The organism is Pseudomonas sp. GM21, assembly GCF_000282215.1.
Taxonomy (GTDB): Bacteria; Pseudomonadota; Gammaproteobacteria; order Pseudomonadales; family Pseudomonadaceae; genus Aquipseudomonas.
The window spans coordinates 1-19,242 of record NZ_AKJS01000096.1 but is presented as its reverse complement, the minus strand read 5'-3'; the positions used below and the strand labels follow the sequence as shown (position 1 = coordinate 19,242).

Here is a 19,242-nt window from a genome sequence, read left to right as displayed (position 1 = left end):
GGCGGCGCTACCCGCCGACCTGCAGGTGTCTTTACTGCCGAAGTTGTCCACGTACTTCAGGTCGAAGCGGTAGCGGCTTTGAACATCCATGCCGACACCAATCGAGTAGCTGCCCGCGCCTTCGTTGCCACCCAATTGAACGGAAGACTCGCCAGCGAGCCCCACGTTGACAGCGGCGGGCATGGACAGGTCAACCCCGGGAAACACCTGGAACCAAGTCGGGGTGAAGTTGACGCCAAGGACGTAGTTGTCCTTGCTGACCTTGTCGACGCCTCTGTACCAGTCGCCACCTTTGAACAGCTGTTCGTTGTCGGTCACGCTCAACCAGCGGCTGTAGGCCAGCTCCATCAACAAGGTCGAGGAATCCCAGGCCGGCGTCGCGGCAAAGGTCGCCAGGCCGTTGAGCACCGCGTGCACGGTATTGCCCTTGGCCATGCCGTGCTCGCCATCGAAGCTGGAAATGAATCCCGGCAAACCTGCAGCAGCCGCGGCCGGATTGACCGAACCGGGTACGCTTAGCAATGGCATGTTATGGCGGTAGTTGACGTCGAACCCGACGCTGACGCCTTCGATGTCCTTGGAAAGACTGATGCCATAGATATCGATGTCATCGGCGTAGACCACGTTGTAGCTGCCGATATTGCCCGACACCAGTTGCGCCGCCCCGACAGCCGTCGGCCGCAGTACCACGTTGGGCAGGATGTCGGAGGTATTGCGGTAGTAGAAACCGAGGGTTCCGTCCAGCCATTCCGGGCTCCACTTCGCCATCAGCCCGAAATCACCGGTCTTGTCGGGCGTGTAAGTGTGGCCGTTGGACAGGCGCAAAAACTCATTCACGCCAGCAGGTCCCGGGGTGCCGAAGCGCGGATTGGCGGCACCGATCAACGACAGGTTGTGGCCACCGCTCTGGATCGAATCGTTGAAGCCCAGGTACGTTCCGGATTCCGGCAACCGCGCATTGTTCCAGTCCAGGAAGTACTGCGCAGCCACAGTCAGCTCGGGGTTCAGCGTCAGGCTGGTGGACAGCTGCGAGCGAGGTATAAATAACTCTTTCGCTTCAGTGCCAGGCCCGGCCAGCGCCTTGGCCAGGTCAAGACCGGACTGTCCGAAGCTGACGCCGTGGGCGAACGACAGCACGCTTTCGCCCCAATATTGAGTGTGCTTACCCAGCTTGGCGCTCAACAGGGACTGATCGCCGATTTCGGTGCTGGTGAAGACAAACGCGTCGAGCAGTTCGGCGGACGGGCCGTTGTAATAACGATCCGCGTAGCCACTCAGATGACCAGAGTCCGGTCGGCCATTATTCATTTGGTTGGTCGAGGCATTACTCCCGCCAACATTTTCATAGGCGTGGTTGTACCAGGCGTTGGAGCTCAGACGAAAGCCGGTTTTCCGTTGATAAACCACGTCCAGTTCCGACAGCACATCGACGCGCTCGGACACGGCGGTACCGGCATCGAAGTTGCGGTCTCCGTCGTTGTTGTTCCACGAATGGGATAACGTCGAATCAGCACTTTCAACGCGCTGGGCGTAGTTCAATTTTACGGTGTTGTCGAAACGTACAGAGAGATCCGGGTTGCCGGTATCGAACTCAAAAGCCTGTACTTGCGAGATTCCCAGCCCAGCCATAACGGCTGAAGCCAACAGTCCTTGTCGCAGATGTTGATGGCAGATCTTATTGTTATTTTTCATCTAACTCGCACACCTGTTTGATGGTTTACGAATATCAGGCGCAGCCACCGTCGGCAGAATTCATCCAAAAGGACGCTGCAATAATGAAATGGCTGAAGCACTGTTTGATTTTTTGTTGATTGGCGACTCTATTTCGGCGAGTACCCAATTCGCTTATTACTGACAGCTGACTTCAATCAACTTGCTTCAGGTATTTGCTGTTTCAATCGCGGAAAAAGAGCATGGGCATTGGTGCGCGCGATGGCTTCATGTTCATCGCCGGTAAGGCCCTTGAGGGCGCGCATGCCATTTACGTTGGCAGCCACCGCCGGTGGCGGCGTGAAGGGAAAGTCGCTGCCAAACACGATGTGCGACGTGGAAGTAATCCAGCGCAGGCTTTCAATGGCGGCATCGTTGGCCGAACCGGCCAGGTCGTAGTAGAGCGATTGCAACACACGCCGAACTTCCTCCGCGCCGCCAGCCGGACGGTTCTTCAACAACGGCAATTCGGAGGCGAAACCGATACGCTGGGCCAATGCGGGCAGCGCACCCCCTGCGTGGGAGACGATCACCTTGATGTTCGGATAGCGGGTGAGCGTGCCGGCAAATATCAGGTCGGTGAGTGTGCGGGCGGTATCTATCGGGAACTCGATGAAAGGCGCAGGCCGCCCCAGACCGACGGCTTCAAAGCAGGCCGGTGAAGTCGGGTGCAGAAAAAGCACGGCGGATCTTCTGTCCAGCTCGGCGAAGATCGGTTCAAAACGCGGATAGCCCAGATAAAAGCCGTCGCTGTTGGTTTCCACGACGACGCCGTCCAGACCCAGTTCATCCAGTGCATAACAAATTTCTGCCAGCGAGTCATCGACATCCGACAGCGGCAATGTCGCAAAAGCGCCGAATTTCTGCGGGTTGCGGCGGACGATATCGGCAGCAAATTCGTTGACGTGCCGCGCGAGTTCCACGCGCTTGGCTTGATTCTCGAGAAATCCCACCGATGGCGATGACACTGACAGCATCAAGGTCTCTATGCCGTGCTCTGCCATGTGCGCGAGTGTCGCCGTTTCAGACCAGGCCGGGATGGGAAAGCCGCCATCGAGGGTCACCAGACCTGCATCGCTCAGCGCCTGGGTGTATTGCGGTGGCAGGTAGTGGGCATGCACGTCCACTAGACCGCAGCTGCAGAGAGGGTTTCCAGGACGTTTTTGCTCTTGCTCGTGCGGATCGTTGGCACTGGCATAAGGCTGCCCGCCCATGACCGTCGTTGCGGCCGCCGTGGCCGTTACCGCAAGTATTTCCCGTCGACTCATTTTGTACATGCCTTGCTCTCCTTGTTTTTGTTATTGATGCCGAGTTTCCGACAGCAAAAACACGTTGGGAAGATGTCAGAAACATGTTAGTGATAGAAAAGTGGCATCACCAACGAGTACGCCTGCATGAAATTTAGTTACTTGAAAGCCATCGTTTCTGTAGCTGAAAAAGGCAGCTTGCGCGCCGCAGCGCGACACCTTGGAATGGCCCAGCCAGCGCTCAGTCGAAGCATTCAACAAGCGGAAATCGACCTGGGCGTCACGCTGTTTGAAAGACATGCCACCGGCGTTACGCCCACCGTTGCCGGCAAGCACTATCTGCAACGTGCGAGTGCGATTCTTCTTGATTTGGAGCGAGCTCGGGATGAAGTTTTACAGTTGGCGGGAAGCACGTTGGGAAGGGTCACCATCGGCCTTTCCACGGTTCCTCACATTGCCTGGCTGCCGAGCGTGCTGGAGCCGTTCCGCGAACGATATCCCTCCGTGAAGCTGACCATTCATGAAGGGTTGTTTTCACGCATGCAGCAACCGCTTGAGCAGGGCGAGCTGGATTTCTACATTGGCCCTGTTACCGATCGGGTACTGCCGGGCGGGTTAATGAAAGAGAGACTCTGCACGAACAACCTGTTGGTTTTCTGCCGACGGGGGCATCCACTACGTAATGCAAAAAGCCTTGCCGAACTGGTCGATGCCCAATGGGTCGACACGCCGGTTTCGGAAATTGCCGGTGCAGATCTTGCTCCGCTGTTTCAGAAATATGGGTTGCCCGCTCCTCGATACGGCGTACGTGCCCAGTCAACCCTGACAGTGCTGATTGCTGCATCCAGTACCGACTTGTTGACGATGCTACCGCAGCAATTCCTGAAATTTCCAGGCACCAGGATGATGCTGGAACACATCAATGTCCGCGAGACGCTGGCGTCGCCCGTCATATTCACGGCACGCAGAGCGCAATCGGTGTTGACCCCTGCAGCGCAACACTTACATGACCTTTTGGCACAAGCGGCCAAAGTAGAACCAAAGTAGGTCACCTGCTTCTCTTGTCGGCGATGGAATTTGAGCAACCATGAGCATAAGGGATCCCTTACTCATACGACGTCAAAGGCCAAATTATGCTTCCATCTTTGGCTACAGCGTGCTTACGCCGGCCTCGGCCTTTCGTGATAGGCAGCAAACGGCTGTGGATTGCCGTCTTTCTCGACCGGTTGAATCCACAGCCAATACCGGTCACTCACGAATGCTCGATGCCCCTCGTTCGGCGTTAACTACGTAAACTGTCGCCCCTCATCATTGCAACGCTGCTTGAGCAAGAGACCGTCATCGTTATCCCAGCAGTGCGTGCTTGAGCACCGAGTCGGTCGTGGTCTGATAGTGACTGGCCAGTAACTCGCACGCCTTGTCGATGTCTTTGGCCAGCGCAGCATTCATCAACTGGCGGTGTTCGTCGGGCACATCGCGTGCAGTGCTGTCGGCATAGTGCATCGACAAGAAACGATAACGTGCAGTCTGATCACGCAGAGATGAGCACAAGCGCAGCAGCGTTGGCGAATTGCAGCTGGAAATCAGCGCCTGATGAAACAGTTCGTGGGCGTTTTCCCATTCCGGCTTGAGCAACCGCTCCGGGCCTTCAACGATGGTGAGGCGATCAAGTCGGTGATGCGCGGCCAGAACGCGACTCTCCCACTCCACGTCCCCCAAACGAATGGAATCGGCCAAGGCCTTGCATTCGATGTGCAGGCGGGCGGCGGTGATGTCAGCGATTTCTGCTGCTGAAATTCGACCGACGCTGAAGCCTTTCTGGTCCGCTGCCGAGACAAAACCGCTGCTGGCCAGGCGCGACAAGGCTTCGCGCAGCGGAATCACCCCGACTTCATAGGCATCAGCCAATTCCTTGAGGCGCAGGCGACTGCCCGGCGCCAGTTGGCCATTGATGATGTCCTGGCGAATCCTGGCTTCGAGTTGCGAGGCCATGGTGCGCTTTTCAGCGGGTTCGGAAGATTGCCAGTTGATCAGAGGGGAATTCACGGTCGACTCCTTTTACGCCTTGTCCTGACGAATCATACACAGGACGAAAAATTTCTCACATTCATAAAAATATATATTTTTTGTTGACGATATATTTTATTGGTTTTAGCTTAGTGACTACGCGGTCGGCTGCCCGTCACCACCGACCCTTTTCAAATCCAACAAGAGAAACCGTCATGCGCTACGTTCGCTTCCTCAATCAAGGTCAACCTGTCCTGGGCGTCGTCACCGCCGAAGGTGTACGCGTACTGGGTGCCGAATCTATTGAGTCCCTGCTGGCCCGCGGCGTCGACCTCACCACTCACGGTGCCGAAGCCAACGGCGCGCTGGTCGAAATCGCCGAAGACGCTTATCTGCCATTGATGGCGCGTCCGACCAAGATCGTTTGCGTGGGTCTTAACTATGCCGATCACACCAAAGAATCCCCTTACGCCCAGCCAACCTACCCGACCCTGTTCCCGCGTTGGAACTCCAGCCTGACGGCCCACAACAAACCGCTGATTCGTCCGAGCATTTCCGACACCCTCGACTACGAAGGTGAAATGGCAGTCGTGCTCAAAAGCGGCGGCCGTCACATCCGCAAGGAAGATGCGCTGGACCACGTAGCCGGTTATGCACTCTTCAACGAAGGTTCGGTGCGTGACTATCAGTTCATCTCGCCACAGTGGACCGTCGGCAAAAACTTTGATGACACCGGCGCGTTCGGCCCGGTTCTGGTGACCGCCGATGAATTGCCGGCAGGTGGCAAGGGCTTGCTGCTGGAAACCCGTGTCAACGGCAAGGTCGTACAATCGGCCAACACCGACGATATGCTGTTCGATGTGGCTACCATCATCTCGACCCTGAGCGAAGCGGTAACCTTGGAAGCCGGCGACGTGATTGTCAGCGGTACTCCGGCTGGCGTTGGTTTCGGCATGAATCCAAAGGTGTACCTGAAGGCCGGCGATGTCGTCGAAGTGTCCATCGAGGGCATTGGCAAGCTGGTTAACCCAGTGGTCGACGAAGCCTGACAACACCGTTTGAAACTTCGCGCAGGGCCGCCCTCAAGCCCTGCGCGCTACAATTACAATAATTAAAAATGGAGGCAATCATGAGCATATCCCATGGTGTGCATTCAATTGATCATTACGCGCTGAACGTTCCGTCCCTGGACGAAGCCTGCCAATTCTTTGAAAGCTTCGGCCTCGATGTAGAACGTGGCTCGGACCAACTTCTCCTGAAGGCGGCCGACGGACATGTGTGGGCGAGAATCATGCCTGCTGCCTCCAAGTCCCTGGCGTACCTGAGTTTCAATTGCTACGAACAGGATTTCGATGCGCTACGCCAACAGATCGAAGCCGCTGGCGGGCGCTGTGAAGATCGACCAGGTGCCGGCATTTGGTTCCGTGATCCGGACGGCAATCTGTTGCAGGTCAAGGTCGGCGAAAAAACCATGCCCGACCAGAAGAACGCCCACCACAGAAGCGACACACCCGCCAATAGCCGTGGCGCAACAACGCGCGATGGCCTGGCTCAGGTCCGCCCTCGCCGCTTGTCCCATGTGTTGTTGTTTACACCGGACGTACTCGGCGCGCTGCATTTCTATGAACACGCGCTGGGCCTGAAACTCTCGGACAAGTCGATGGACATCATCGCCTTCAGTCACGCTGCTCACGGCTGCGATCATCATCTGGTGGCATTCGCCAAGAGCAGCGCCAAGGGTTGGCACCACGCAGCGTGGGAAGTCGACAGCATTGATGAAGTGGGCTCCGGTGCCTCGCAGATGGCCGCAGCCGGACACACCAAAGGCTGGGGCACAGGCCGTCATTGCCTGGGTTCGAACTACTTCCATTACGTGCAAGACCCCTGGGGTTCTTTCTGCGAATACTCGGCAGACATGGACTACATCTGCGAAGGCAGTGAATGGCCCGCCGGCGACTACCCACCGGAAAACTCCCTGTACCTGTGGGGCCCGGACGTTCCGGACAACTTCATTTTCAACACTGAAGCGGACGCTCCGGCACCCACCTGAGCCAGCTCTAACGAACCTGACTTCCTGCATCGCGCGATTCCATTGAATCGCGCGACGGGCCCGGCCATGTCCGGAAATCATTGCGAAGTACACGAGGCACAGTCATGAATCAGCACACCACAGTCGATGTCGCCATTGCCGGTTACGGTCCTGTAGGCCAGTCCTTGGCCATTCTGTTGGGTCAGATGGGTTACACCGTCGCCGTCTTCGAGCGCTGGCCAGCGCTTTACCCGTTGCCGCGCGCGGTGTTCTACGACCATGAAATCCGCCGTATTTTCCTCTCCATGGGGCTTGGTGAAGAGCTGGCAAAAATCTCACAGCCATCGGCGCGCTACCAGTGGTTCAACGCCGACTGGAAAGTGCTGGTGGAGATCGACTGGTCTGCTGAGTCCATCAGCGACGGCCCGTTCGGCTATCTGTTCAACCAGCCGTCGCTGGAAGCTGCGCTGGACCGCAAGGCCAAAAGCATCGCCAACGTGCAGATTCATCAGGGATGGGAAGCCACTGCGCTCAAGCAAGACGCTAAAGGCTGCGACATGGTGCTCAATCGGGTGATTCGCCAAGATGGCAAGTTTTCGCTGGGTCAAGAGCAGCAAAGCGTCCGCGCTCGCTACGTGATCGGTGCCGACGGCGCCAACAGTTTCGTGCGCCAGTCGTTGGGCATTGAATGGCAGGACCTTGGCTTCCAGGAAGACTGGCTGGTGGTCGACCTGCAGCCAAAACCTGGTGTGCAACTGGACGTGCCGGACATCGGCCAATGGTGTAACCCCGAGCGCCCGACCACCATGGTGCCCGGTGGCCCTGGGTATCGCCGCTGGGAGTTCATGCGCCTGCCTCACGAAACCATCGAAGACCTGCAAGACACCGACAAGGTCTGGTCGCTGCTGTCGCGCTGGGTCACGCCGGACACCGCCGATCTGGTGCGCCACGCGGTCTATCAGTTCCGTTCTCGCATTGCCTCGAACTGGCACAGCGGCCGGGTGCTGCTGGCCGGCGACGCGGCCCACGTGATGCCGCCGTTCATGGGCCAGGGCATGTGCTCGGGCATTCGCGATGCATGGAATCTGTCCTGGCGCCTGGACCTGCTGCTGCGCGGCCTGGCCGACAATACCCTGCTGGACAGCTACACACTGGAGCGCAAACCGCAGATCCGCGCGGTGATCGAAGCCTCGATGGCCATGGGCAAAGTGGTCTGCGTGTCGGACCCGGTCGAGGCTGCCGAGCGTGACGCGGCCTATTTGAGTGGCAACGTGGCGCCACTGCCACCGTTCCCGGGTTTGACCGACGGTCTGTTGCAGGAGGAGGGTCAGTTGCGCGGCATTCTTGGGGTACACGGTTCGATTGAAATCGGCGGCAAGGTCAGCCGCTACGACGATGTCATCGATCGCGGTTTCCACCTGTTGGTCAGTGGTGAAGAAGACCCGCTGGCGCAGCTCGATGCACCGCAGCTGGACTTCATTCGTGACTACGGCTTGCAGGTCGTGCGGTTAGCGCCGCAAGCCGACAGCGCCAAGGGCATCTACCGCGACGTCTCCGGCAAGTACTTGCAGTTCATGGCCGAGGCCGGGCTCAAGGTCCTCGTCGTGCGCCCGGATTACTACTGCTACGGCGGGATTGCCGAGCTGTCGGCGCTGCCAAAACTGCTCAACTCCCTGCGCCAGCAATTGCAACAGAACGCCAGCCAACAGCCCAACGTCAACGACGCCAAGGCCTGTCACGTCTGACACCGGGTTAACGGGGGCACGGATGCCCCTTCCCTCTAGAACGCTGACAATAAAAACAAGAGACAGACTATGCACAACATCAAGGTGAAAACGCTTGGTGCGGTTCTGGCCGCCTTCGCGATGCTCAACGCTCACGCTGCAGAAAACCCTGAAACCGGAGAAGGCACGCTCTTTCGCAGCCTGTTCGGTGACACGCTGGAAAAGGACTACGGGATCACAGTCTCCGGTCTGTTTGACGCCGCCTACTCGCGCAACAACCGCTCGACCCACGACGAACGTCAGGATGGCTTGAGCAATTTGCCGCTGGTCGGGTTCTCCGATGAAGGCCTGGAATGGGGCAGCCTGCACCTGTTCGTCGACAAGGCACTCAAGGGTGACATGATCCCACGTATCACCCCCCTGCCCGGCCCGACACCGACCGAGGCGTCCTTCGGTTTCACCTTCGAAATGAACTACGGCCGCAATGCGCAATTCGCCCGCACCTACGGTTGGGACATGCATTGGGATGTCAACTCGCCGGGCGACGACGACCCCGCGAAGGCCCAGCGGGACAAACAGAAATTCCTCGCCATTCCCAATATCGCCGCGACGGCTTACTTGCCTTATGGCCCCGGCATCACGGCCATGGCCGGCGTCTTCGGCCCTGCGCTCGGCTATGAAATTCCGCCAAACATACGCGCCGCGCGCAACGCATTTGCCAGCAAGACCTACGCTTTCGTCAGCGAGCCCGGCACAGTCGGCGGCGTCCAGCTCGGCACCCGCTTGTACAACGGCGAGTCAGGGATTCTCGGTGTGGAACTGGGCGTCGTGCAGGGTTGGGACAACCTGCGCGACAACAACGATACCAAATCGCTGATGGGTGCCGTGCGTTGGCGCACCCCCGATATGCAGACCTGGATCGACTATGAGTTCATCCTCGGCGATGAACAGAACGACAGTTTCAGCGATGTGCAGGCGCCGATATCGCGCCTGGTCTCGCCTGACGGTCAATTCAAACAGCAGCATTCGCTTAATGGCTGGCACCGCTTCGACTCGAACTGGTCGATGGGTGCCGAAGTGGTCTACGGCCATCAGGACGGCGATGGCAAAGCCAGCACCGTCGACATCATCAACGGCCCAGGTTTCGATGGTGCGCATTGGTGGGGCGCCAACGCTGTGCTCACTTACCAACAACGACCTGACCTTTCGTACTCCGTACGCGCCGAGCATTTTGCCGACCCTGACGGTTTCATCCTGCTGCCCGTCTCCACCGCCCGCGGCAACTTCAATGCCGTCACCGCCGGCCTGCGTTACGACCTGAACAAATACATCTCGCTGCGTCCTGAAGTGCGTTACGACGTGTTCGATGGCAATGCCGACGATCACCCGTTTGGCGCCGGTCGCGACCGCACGCAACTGACCGGGTTGGTCGAAGCACTGGTTTATTTCTAAGCCCTTGGCAGTCGGGTTGCTGATGCGACTGCCTTCATTAACTCCATCCGAGTAACAACCATGAACAACAATAAGCATGCGTGGGATGTTCGCTACGAGTTCAAAGCGGTGGCCTTGCTGGCGCTAGGTTTCGGTCTGGTGGGCCTGGATCGGTTCATCATCCTGCCGCTGTTCCCGGTAATGATGAAAGACCTCGGCCTGAACTATCAGGACCTCGGCAATGTGACTGCGGTCCTGGGGTTGGCCTGGGGCATTTCTTCGATTTTCATGGGAAGGCTGTCCGATCGCATCGGCCGGCGCAAAGTCCTGATCCCGGCCGTTCTGGTGTTCTCGTTACTCGCAGGGCTTTCCGGCCTGGCAACCGGTATCGGCGGGCTAATGCTGATTCGCGCAATCATGGGCATCTCCGAAGGCGCCTTCACGCCGACGGCGCTGGCGGCCACGGCAGAGTCATCGCATCCTGCCCGGCGCGGCATGAACATCGGCATCCAGCAGGCGTTTTTCCCGATCCTGGGCCTGGGCCTCGCGCCAATTCTCGCCACCCAGTTACTGCAGGTAGTGCCGTCCTGGCGCTGGGTGTTTGTGATTGTGTCGTTGCCGGGCTTCCTGTTGGCCCTGGCGATGTATCGTCACCTGCGGGAAACCCGCGCCGTACCGCCGCCAACAGTCGAAAACCGCACAGCCGCCGATCACCCGAGCTGGCTGGATGCCCTGCGCTTTCGCAATGTATGGCTGAACATCGTTGGCATGTTTTGCATGCTCACCTGCCTGTTCGTCATCAGCGTGATGATGCCCAACTACCTGATGGACTATTTGCACCTGCAAGTGCAGCAGATGGGGTTTGTGATGTCGGCGATCGGCCTCGGTGGTTTTCTCGGGCAATTGATCATGCCGGCAGTGTCGGACCGAATCGGCCGCAAACCGGTGGTGCTCATCTCGTTCGTGGCCACCGGGGTTTTTCTATGGCTGCTGATGGGCACCGGCGCCGAACCGGTGAAATTATTCGCGTTGCTGTTCCTGACGATCTTTTTCAACTTCAGCATGATCTGCATGACCGTAGGGCCACTCACCAGCGAATCCGTTCCAGCAGCGCTGACCTCCACCGCCACCGGGCTGGTTGTGGGCATCGGAGAGATTTTTGGGGGCGGCGTAGCGCCGGCCATCGCGGGGTATATCGCCCAGCACCACGGTATTGAAAACACTATGTACCTGGCACTCGGCGCCGTGCTGCTCGGGTTACTGGTCGCAACGTGTTTGCGTGAAACCGCACCCGCGAGAACTTCTTCACCTGCTGCCGAGGGCATCGACAGCGTTTAACACATTCACTCCTCCCGGAGAGCGACAGGATGTCGGAATGGGCGTGCCTGCATGCAGCGACACACCCCGACATGCACAAGGTGTGCATGCCAGCGCCGAGTGCCACGATCACTCGGCGCTGATCTATCCCTAAAGCGTTTCATTGAAATAACGGCGCCGGCCACAAGCTGGCGCCGAATCATTCCTTCTTTGAGGACAATCCGTTGTTTTTCAGAAAAATGAAATTGGCACCGCGCTCGATTTTTGGCTTTGGCCTGTTTGGCCTGGTCGTTCTGCTGCTTGGGTTGTTCTCGTTGAGTATGGTCAAGCAGATGAGTGTGCAGTCCGACGCGATCAGAGAGGTCTGGGTTCCTGGAATCATCCGGTTGGCGGCGCTGAACAATGCGGAAGATCGAGCCGGAATCATGACCTTCCGTATGGTCGTGCTGCGGGACCCGGCGGCCCTGACAGCCAATCAGAATTCGCTGATGCAAGTACTCGACAGTGTTCGCCAGCAGCAAGAGGCGTTTACCGCGCATCTTCGGCAACCATCGGAGCGGGAGATTTTTCAACGTTACCTAGACGCGTCGACAGCGTTCCGTCATGAACAGCTCGAGGTCATCCGGCTGGCAGGCGAAGGTCAGCGCCAGGCGGCCACTGATATTCTCAATGGCCCTATCGACAAATTCGCCATGGAACTGGGCGCGCGCTCCGGTCAATTGCAGGATTTTTATCTGCAGCAATACCAACAGGTGGCCGAGCTCGAACAACAGACCCGCCAGCGCGTGGTGACGGGAGTCATTGCGGCAATTGCCCTCGCCGCGCTGTTGACGGTCATGCTGGCGACGCTCTACACCCGCAGTATCAACCAGCCACTGCTCGACGCTCTCAAGGTCGCCCAGAATATCGCGCGCGGTGACCTGACATCCGCTATCAACGATTCGGGGAACGACGAACCGGCCTTATTGCTACAGGCGTTGAAGACCATGCAGGTTCATCTTCACGACACTGTTTTGCGCATAACCGGTTCGTCCACCCAACTGGCGCTGTCTTCGCAGCATTTTCATGGCGTGATCACGACAACGACCAGCGGACTTCAGGAGCAGAACAGGGAAATAGAACAGGCCGCCACGGCAGTCAACGAAATGACCGCTGCCGTTGATGAAGTGTCGAGACACGCATCGGCGACGGCCCTTGCTTCACGAACCACTGATGCTGCGGCGCAAACAGGAAAGTCACGTGTCATGGACACCCTCGAGTCGCTCTCGATGTTGTCTGAGGGCATCTCGATTACCGCGGATCGTGTCCAGGTGCTTGCCAGCAGTGTGTCCGGGATCAATCGGGTACTTGAAGTGATACGGTCAATTGCCGAGCAGACCAACCTGTTGGCACTCAACGCCGCCATTGAAGCCGCCCGGGCTGGCGAAGCGGGTCGCGGATTCGCCGTCGTCGCTGAGGAAGTCAGGGCATTGGCGTTCAGGACTCAGCAATCGACCGGGGAGATCGAGCTCATGGTCAGCTCGGTGCGCAGCGTAGCGACACACGCGCTGTCGTCCATGCAACTGAGTACCGATCGTGTCCATTCGACCCTGGGCATGGCCCGGGAAGCGGACTCGGCCTTGCAAGAGGTTACCGTTGCGGTGGAGACGATCAGCCAGATGAACGTCGTCATCGCCAGCGCTTCAGAACAACAGGCTTTGGCCTCCCGGGAAATCGACCGCAGCCTGGTCAATATTCGGGATCTGTCTGTAAAAACTTCGGCCAGCGCGGTACAGATACACTCGACTAGCGAAGAGTTGTCACAGCTGGCCGCTGGTTTGCGCGGACACATCGACAGATTTCGCATCTAGTCCGGTTATTTCTGCATTTTTCTGCAAGGTTTTTCAGATGATCGAATTCCATCAAATCACGGCGTATCAGCAACAGACCCGAGTACTCGACCAGTTGTCGTTAAAGATCGGACCGCAGGAACGCGTGGCTATTCTCGGCCCCAACGGCGCGGGTAAAAGTACCCTGCTGAAACTGATTAACAGGGAACTCTACCCCGTCGCCCAGGACGGCAGTTACCTGAAGCTGTTCGGCAGCGAGACCCTGAACCTGTGGCAACTGCGCAACAGGATCGGCTTCGTATCCCAAGACCTGCAAGAGGATTACACGCCCTACACCTGCGCACTGGACGTTGTGGTTTCCGGCTTTTTCGGCGCCATCGGCCGTCATGAACACCTGCAACCGATCGAGTCACAGCTCGAGCAGGCGCGCGCGATGATGGCCAGACTGGGGATTTCGCAGGATGAATCCTGCATGTTCCAACGCCTTTCCACCGGCCAGAAAAGACGCCTATTACTGGCCCGAGCGCTGGTGCATCAACCCCAGGCGCTGATTTTCGATGAGCCGGCAAACGGCCTCGACATGGGTGCAAGTCTGGCCATGCTGACGCTGCTGCGGGGCTTTTGCAGTGAGGGCCGGTCGTTGCTGATCACCACCCACCACGTTGACGAGATCATTCCGGAAATCGAGCGTGTGGTGCTGATCAAACAGGGGCAGATTGTCGCCGACGGCCCCAAATCGGAACTATTGACCAGCGCACACCTGTCGGACCTCTATCAGACCCCGTTGCACATCAGCGAGAAAAACGGCTGGTATCGCTGCTGGCACGATTAAGCCGGGCGCTCACTGCGCTGCAGCCGCCACGCCACCTTGATGGGCAACCCTCAGGAACGCACGCACCGCACCGCCGATTTCATTGACGCGGCTGATCAGCAGCAAGTCGGTGTGCGGCTCCACATCGTCGAATGGACGATAGGTCAGGCCCGGAATCGTGACTTGCATCAAGGGCGCCGGCACCATTGCGACACCCATACCGGCCGCCACCAACGCCAGCACGCTCAAGGTGCTGGTGGTCCGTTGAACCTTAGGCTCGCGTCCCAGCGTCTTTCGCAGTCCGGCCAGCATGTATTCATCGGCGCCGTGGGCGGCGTAAATGATCAACGACTCGGCGCCGAGCATCGGCACGCGCAAGGTTTTCTGGCTCGCCAGGGGATGGTCCTCCGGTAAGGCGACGACCAGCGGCCATGTGCCGATTCGCTCAAACAAGAGTTCGCTATCGTGGGCCTGCCCGCCATGACTGGGCGCGTAACCCAGGTCCAGCTGGCCGTTTTGAATGGCCTCGACCTGCAACTGCGGCGCCAATTCGCGCAGGATCACTTCAGCATCCGGGTAAGCAGCGCGAAAAGCGCGGACGTCGGCCATCAACCGTCCACTGAATACTGCATTGCCGGCGAAGCCGATACGTACCGTGCCCATCTCGCCACGCAAGGATCGCTGCACCACACGCTGGGCATGCGCGGCCTGATCAAGGGTGCGCTGCGCTTCAGCACGCAACAGAATCCCGGCCTCGGTGAGCTCCACGCGACGACTGGTGCGCAGGAAAAGCGGACCGCCGAGTTCTTCTTCCAGCGCGCGGATCTGCATGCTCAGCGCCGACTGGACGATGTGCAAACGCTGGGCAGCTCGACCGAAATGACCCTCCTCTGCAACCGCCAGGAAGTACCGCAAATGACGAAGATCCATGACACCCAGCCCCATCAGATTTAATGATCAATCGTTCATATCAATCTATTTGAAGTTCTTTGTCCAGCAGCAGATGCTGGGTCCGACAACACCCCCCTGCCGAGGACAACCATGCAGAGTTACCTGGAAGACCGACTTCAAATTACCGACTTGATCACGGGCTGGATTCACCGTGATCTGGGCCAATGGGAGCAACTGGCTAACCTGGCGCATCCGGACGGGATCATCGAAATCACCTGGTTTGAAGGTCCTTTCGCCGAATTCGTCGAAGGCTCCAAGCGCATGGGTAAATCCGATTTGCGCACAAAACACCTGATCGGCACCCCCGTAGTCAGTTTCAACGGCAACAAGGCGGTGGTGGAAACCAACGCGGTGATCGTTGCCGATAACGTACGGCTGAACCTGGGTTGCAGCGTGCACAACCGCTTCTATGACCTGGTCGAAAAACGCCAGGGCGTTTGGAAGCTGGTCAAGCGCCAGAGCATCTACGACATGGGCAGCTTCACGTTCCCTCAAGGCCTGGTCGAGATCGATCGTGAAACCGTGGCACGTTACCCACGGGAATACGCGCCGCTGGCCTACCTGCTGGATAAAAGCGGCTTCCCGCTAGATCGCGTATTTGCCACCCGTGGCAGCGAGCTGGAGCAGACCATGCGCGCCGAGGCCAGCACCTGGCTCGCCGCCTGATCAATATCCTTAGCCCACCCTCACAACAGAGATTTTCAATACCCGGCCACCGCTTCGATCCTGCATCCAACTCATACCGAAAATAACTACAACAGAGGTATTCGCTCGTGAACAATCAACTCGACATCAGCGTGATTGTCGAAAGGAGTCGCTTGGGCGCCTTTCAGATGCTCGTGCTCGTCCAATGCTTCCTGTGTATGGTCGTCGATGGGTTCGACATACAAGCCATGGCCTACGCCGCCCCCAGCCTTATCGCCGAATGGGGCATTGCCAAAGCCAATCTGGGCCCGGTGTTCAGCATCAGCATGCTCGGCATGCTAATCGGCTCTCTCGCCCTCGGTTCTGTCGCTGACCGCGTCGGTCGCCGCCCGGTGCTGGTGACCGCCTCCCTGGTCATGGCGGTTCTGATGTACTTCACCGCCAAGACCACTACGGTGGACGGCCTGCTTGCACTGCGTTTTTTTACCGGCATCGCCATGGGTGCAATCGTGCCCAACATTGCGACCCTGGTCACCGAATATGCCCCTCGGCACAACCGAGTGATGCTGTTGACGCTGGTCTCGTCAGGGATGGTCGTCGGCGGGCTGGTCGGCGGCGCCATTGCTGCCGCGCTGATCCCGCTGTACGGCTGGCAGGCGGTGTTTTATCTGGGTGCCGTCGCCCCGTTGTGCTTGGGCTTGCTGATGCTTTTCGCACTCCCCGAATCACTGCAATGGTGTGTTCTGCGCGGACGTCAACTGGACCGCGTCCGGGCCATCCTTTCCCGTATTGAGCCAGGCCTGCGGATCAGCGAACAGACGACCCTGGTGATCGGTGAACCACGCAAGAAAGGCCTGTCGCTCGCGCTCTTGTTTGCAGATGGCAGACGAGCCGGCACCTTGCTGCTGTGGTTGATCAACTTCATGAACATGCTCTGCGTTTACTTCCTCGCGTCGTGGACGCCGGTGCTGATGAGTGGCGCGGGCCACTCACCGTCGCAAGCGGTACTGGCCGGCACGTCCATGTGGCTGGGTGGTCTGGCGGGCGGTTGGCTACTGGGCTGGTTTGTCGACCGACGCGGTTTCGGCGCCGTGCTGGTCCCCACGTTCATCGTGTCTGCCGTGGCCATCGTTCTGTTCAGCCATTTCTACGCGTCGATCAATCTGGCCTACCTGAGCATTGCCGTCGCCGGCTTCGGCATCCTCGGCGGCCAAGCGGCACTGAACGCCATGACCGCCACCTTTTATCCAACAGCACTGCGCGCCACCGGCACGGGTTGGACCTTGGGAGTCGGACGCCTGGGAGGCATCTGCGGCCCTTTCATCGGCGCCCTGCTCCTGTCTCTGCAGTGGTCGACGAGTGACCTGCTGGTGGCCGCCGCCATTCCCGCCAGCATTACAGCCATCGGCATCATCGGCTTCTGGCGCCTGAATAGAACGACGGCTGTGCCGGTCACCAACTAAGCGTTCCACATCGGGGCCAGCGGAAGGCCGCCTCCCAATAAAAACTAGAGAAACCCCATGAAGAACATCAACGTCAAATCGTTTGGTGCGGTCTTGCTCGCCCTCGCAACGGGTCATTGCCTCGCCGGCCAACCTGCCGACGTCGGCGAAGGGACAGTATTTCGCAGCGTTTTCGGCGATTCGCTGGAGCGCAACTTCGGTATCAAGGTGTCCGGCCTGCTGGACGCCGGTTATTCGCGCAACAACAACTCATCCCATGAAGATCGCGAGTCAGGGCTGACCAACACCCCAGTGGCAGGTTTCGGCGATGAAAACTTTGAGCTCGCCTCCCTTCACTTGTTTGCCGACAAAGCGTTGAAGGCCAATTTTGTCCCGCGCATCACGCCGTTGCCCGGCCCGGCGCCCACTGAAGCGTCGTTCGGATTCACCTTTGAAACGGTCTACGGTCGAAATCCGCAGCAAGCGCGCACCTACGGTTGGGATATGCACTGGGGCATCAACTCTCCAGGTGACGACGACCCGGACAAGGCCCGACGCGATAAACAGAACTTCCTCGCCGTACCCAACATCGCCGCCACCGCTTACCTGCCGTATGCCGGCGGCTTTACGGCAATAGCCGGCATATTTGGCCCGGCATTCGGCTACGAAATCCCGCCCAACATACGTGCCGCGCGCAACCCGTTTGCCAGCCGCTCGTATGCCTTCATAACCGAATCCGGCGCGGTGTCCGGCTTCCTGTTGGGCAAACGTCTGGTCAACAACTCCAGTATGTTGTTCGGTGCCGAGTTAGGTGTGATTCAGGGTCAGGGCAACCTGCGCGACAACAACGACAGCAAGGGCATACTGGGCGCCCTGCGCTGGCGCACGCCGGACATGAACACCTGGATCGACTATGAATTTCTCGTCGGAGATTCACAAAATGACAGTCGCAGCGACATCCAGACACCGCGCGGCCGCGTGATCTCAGCGGATGGCCAGTTCAAGCAGCAGCACTCCCTCAATGGCTGGCACCGATTCAATGAACGCTGGTCGATGGGCGGTGAAATGGTGTACGGCCATCAATCGGGCGACGGTAAGGCATCGACTGTGGACATCGTCACCGGCCCCGGTTTCGACGGCGCGCACTGGTGGGGAGCCAACCTCGTGTTGACCTACCAGCAACGTAAGGACTTGTCATTTTCCGTACGGGCCGAGCATTTCGACGATCCGGACGGCTATGTTCTGTTCCCCGCTTCCACCGCTCGCGGCGCCTTCAATGCGCTGACCACGGGGCTGCGCTACGACTTCAACAAATACCTGTCACTGCGCCCGGAACTGCGCTACGACTGGTTCAATGGCCAAGACGACGCGCATCCTTTCGGCCAGGGGGATGCACGAAACCAACTGACCGGAACCGTGGAAGCACTGGTGTATTTCTGAGGTTGTCCACATCTGAGCGCGTTAGTTGCGCGCTCAGCCCGCGCCCAGGGTGAAATGATCGCTGGTGCCCGTGTAGCGCACAGATGAACGTAACCACACGACGAAGTCGCGAGCAGTTGTTATCATAAGATTCGCATTCGCATTCGGATATCGGTCTAAGGCTGTATGCTGAAAAGGGAGGGGTATATTTACCCGGCGTCCCTCTCCACTCAACCGTCGCTACCCAGTTGAAGGGGACGGTCGAAACGTTAAAACGCCGGTAGGTTCCGGCCTGACGAATCAAGCGTGATTTCGCTGTCAACCTCATGCGCTTTCTTCGTAGCCAGGCAGGGAGGCGCCGTTACCACCGCTAGGCGGTGATTGCGACAACCGACCTTCGGGGATAGATTGGTCATTGGCAGTTTTGATCGCACCGACAACTTTGAGGTGGTTGGTATGACTTTCAGTACTGATACCGTTGGATCCGGTCGCGAATCACCTGTGATTGAGATTGAAGCCACACCTCAAGACGCTGAGGGCTCTAGGTACCAGATCGTCATTACCGTGGATGCGAAATCACAGGAAATGGTCGATGCCTACGTATGCTCCGTAGACAAGCTTACCCAGGCATTCTGCGCCCGCCTGCACCCCCTCCCTGCCGATACGATTGCTTCCATCGT

Annotated in this window: 16 protein-coding genes; 12 read left to right on the top strand and 4 right to left on the bottom strand. The window is 58.4% G+C overall.

Translation table 11 applies throughout. The features are described 5' to 3' along the window. Together PMI22_RS13730 and PMI22_RS13735 are read right to left on the bottom strand one after the other, a co-directional pair. The coding region (locus tag PMI22_RS13730) for a DUF1302 domain-containing protein (RefSeq protein WP_007946162.1) at positions 1 to 1,692 on the bottom strand (1,692 nt) is incomplete at its 3' end. A 176-nt stretch (positions 1,693 to 1,868) separates the two neighbouring features. Beyond that, positions 1,869 to 2,987 (bottom strand): amidohydrolase family protein, encoded by a 1,119-nt coding sequence (locus PMI22_RS13735; protein ID WP_007946161.1) that lies wholly within the window; start codon positions 2,985 to 2,987, stop codon positions 1,869 to 1,871. 117 nt (positions 2,988 to 3,104) lie between these two features. Between PMI22_RS13735 and PMI22_RS13740 the strand changes: the two genes are divergently transcribed. Then, positions 3,105 to 4,004 carry a LysR substrate-binding domain-containing protein gene (locus PMI22_RS13740; RefSeq protein ID WP_007946160.1) on the top strand — a complete coding sequence of 300 codons (900 nt, stop codon included), beginning with the start codon at positions 3,105 to 3,107 and terminating at the stop codon, positions 4,002 to 4,004. 297 nt (positions 4,005 to 4,301) lie between these two features. Here the strand turns inward: PMI22_RS13740 and PMI22_RS13745 are convergent, their stop codons facing one another. After that, positions 4,302 to 5,003: a GntR family transcriptional regulator gene (locus PMI22_RS13745; protein ID WP_007946159.1), complete on the bottom strand. Its 702-nt coding sequence runs from the start codon at positions 5,001 to 5,003 to the stop codon at positions 4,302 to 4,304. 176 nt (positions 5,004 to 5,179) lie between these two features. Between PMI22_RS13745 and PMI22_RS13750 the strand changes: the two genes are divergently transcribed. The 7 genes from PMI22_RS13750 (at position 5,180) to PMI22_RS13780 (ending at position 14,126) form a co-directional block, all read left to right on the top strand. Then, positions 5,180 to 6,013 (top strand): fumarylacetoacetate hydrolase family protein, encoded by an 834-nt coding sequence (locus PMI22_RS13750; RefSeq protein ID WP_007946158.1) that lies wholly within the window; start codon positions 5,180 to 5,182, stop codon positions 6,011 to 6,013. A gap of 80 nt (positions 6,014 to 6,093) precedes the next feature. Further along, positions 6,094 to 7,014 (top strand): VOC family protein, encoded by a 921-nt coding sequence (locus PMI22_RS13755; RefSeq protein ID WP_007946157.1) that lies wholly within the window; start codon positions 6,094 to 6,096, stop codon positions 7,012 to 7,014. 104 nt (positions 7,015 to 7,118) lie between these two features. Further along, the gene (gene mhpA / locus PMI22_RS13760) at positions 7,119 to 8,738 is read left to right on the top strand and encodes a bifunctional 3-(3-hydroxy-phenyl)propionate/3-hydroxycinnamic acid hydroxylase MhpA (RefSeq protein ID WP_007946156.1); all 1,620 of its coding nucleotides are present in this window, start codon (positions 7,119 to 7,121) and stop codon (positions 8,736 to 8,738) included. 69 nt (positions 8,739 to 8,807) lie between these two features. Then, entirely contained in the window at positions 8,808 to 10,169 is a 1,362-nt protein-coding gene (locus tag PMI22_RS13765) for an outer membrane beta-barrel protein (protein WP_007946155.1), read from the top strand. A 36-nt stretch (positions 10,170 to 10,205) separates the two neighbouring features. Continuing rightward, complete coding sequence (locus PMI22_RS13770; protein ID WP_338010177.1) at positions 10,206 to 11,486, top strand: MFS transporter; 1,281 nt, start codon at positions 10,206 to 10,208, stop codon at positions 11,484 to 11,486. Between the two features lie 218 nt (positions 11,487 to 11,704). Next, the gene (locus tag PMI22_RS13775) at positions 11,705 to 13,315 is read left to right on the top strand and encodes a HAMP domain-containing methyl-accepting chemotaxis protein (protein WP_033049281.1); all 1,611 of its coding nucleotides are present in this window, start codon (positions 11,705 to 11,707) and stop codon (positions 13,313 to 13,315) included. Positions 13,316 to 13,352: 37 nt separating this feature from the next. Further along, on the top strand, positions 13,353 to 14,126 hold the full coding sequence (locus tag PMI22_RS13780) for an ABC transporter ATP-binding protein (protein WP_007946152.1): 774 nt from the start codon (positions 13,353 to 13,355) through the stop codon (positions 14,124 to 14,126). A 9-nt stretch (positions 14,127 to 14,135) separates the two neighbouring features. Here the strand turns inward: PMI22_RS13780 and PMI22_RS13785 are convergent, their stop codons facing one another. Next, a complete protein-coding gene (locus tag PMI22_RS13785; RefSeq protein WP_033049282.1) occupies positions 14,136 to 15,035 on the bottom strand; it encodes a LysR substrate-binding domain-containing protein in 900 nt (299 codons plus the stop codon). A 111-nt stretch (positions 15,036 to 15,146) separates the two neighbouring features. Here PMI22_RS13785 and PMI22_RS13790 point away from each other — a divergent pair, with 111 nt between their 5' ends. The 4 genes from PMI22_RS13790 to PMI22_RS32030 form a co-directional block, all read left to right on the top strand. Beyond that, positions 15,147 to 15,722 carry a nuclear transport factor 2 family protein gene (locus tag PMI22_RS13790; protein WP_007946150.1) on the top strand — a complete coding sequence of 192 codons (576 nt, stop codon included), beginning with the start codon at positions 15,147 to 15,149 and terminating at the stop codon, positions 15,720 to 15,722. 107 nt (positions 15,723 to 15,829) lie between these two features. Beyond that, positions 15,830 to 17,164 carry an MFS transporter gene (locus PMI22_RS13795; protein ID WP_007946149.1) on the top strand — a complete coding sequence of 445 codons (1,335 nt, stop codon included), beginning with the start codon at positions 15,830 to 15,832 and terminating at the stop codon, positions 17,162 to 17,164. 57 nt (positions 17,165 to 17,221) lie between these two features. After that, entirely contained in the window at positions 17,222 to 18,583 is a 1,362-nt protein-coding gene (locus tag PMI22_RS13800) for an outer membrane beta-barrel protein (RefSeq protein WP_007946148.1), read from the top strand. Between the two features lie 435 nt (positions 18,584 to 19,018). Then, positions 19,019 to 19,242, top strand: a 224-nt coding sequence (locus tag PMI22_RS32030; protein ID WP_007946146.1) for a hypothetical protein, incomplete at its 3' end; no start/stop codon positions are given.

Excerpts from the sequence above, each read along its gene's own strand:
- PMI22_RS13735 (WP_007946161.1), bottom strand. The coding sequence starts at position 2,987 with ATGTACAAAATGAGTCGACGGGAAATACTTGCGGTAACGGCCACGGCG.
- PMI22_RS13740 (WP_007946160.1), top strand. The coding sequence starts at position 3,105 with ATGAAATTTAGTTACTTGAAAGCCATCGTTTCTGTAGCTGAAAAAGGC.
- PMI22_RS13750 (WP_007946158.1), top strand. The coding sequence starts at position 5,180 with ATGCGCTACGTTCGCTTCCTCAATCAAGGTCAACCTGTCCTGGGCGTC.
- PMI22_RS13755 (WP_007946157.1), top strand. The coding sequence starts at position 6,094 with ATGAGCATATCCCATGGTGTGCATTCAATTGATCATTACGCGCTGAAC.
- mhpA (WP_007946156.1), top strand. The coding sequence starts at position 7,119 with ATGAATCAGCACACCACAGTCGATGTCGCCATTGCCGGTTACGGTCCT.
- PMI22_RS13765 (WP_007946155.1), top strand. The coding sequence starts at position 8,808 with ATGCACAACATCAAGGTGAAAACGCTTGGTGCGGTTCTGGCCGCCTTC.
- PMI22_RS13775 (WP_033049281.1), top strand. The coding sequence starts at position 11,705 with ATGAAATTGGCACCGCGCTCGATTTTTGGCTTTGGCCTGTTTGGCCTG.
- PMI22_RS13780 (WP_007946152.1), top strand. The coding sequence starts at position 13,353 with ATGATCGAATTCCATCAAATCACGGCGTATCAGCAACAGACCCGAGTA.
- PMI22_RS13785 (WP_033049282.1), bottom strand. The coding sequence starts at position 15,035 with ATGGATCTTCGTCATTTGCGGTACTTCCTGGCGGTTGCAGAGGAGGGT.
- PMI22_RS13790 (WP_007946150.1), top strand. The coding sequence starts at position 15,147 with ATGCAGAGTTACCTGGAAGACCGACTTCAAATTACCGACTTGATCACG.
- PMI22_RS13800 (WP_007946148.1), top strand. The coding sequence starts at position 17,222 with ATGAAGAACATCAACGTCAAATCGTTTGGTGCGGTCTTGCTCGCCCTC.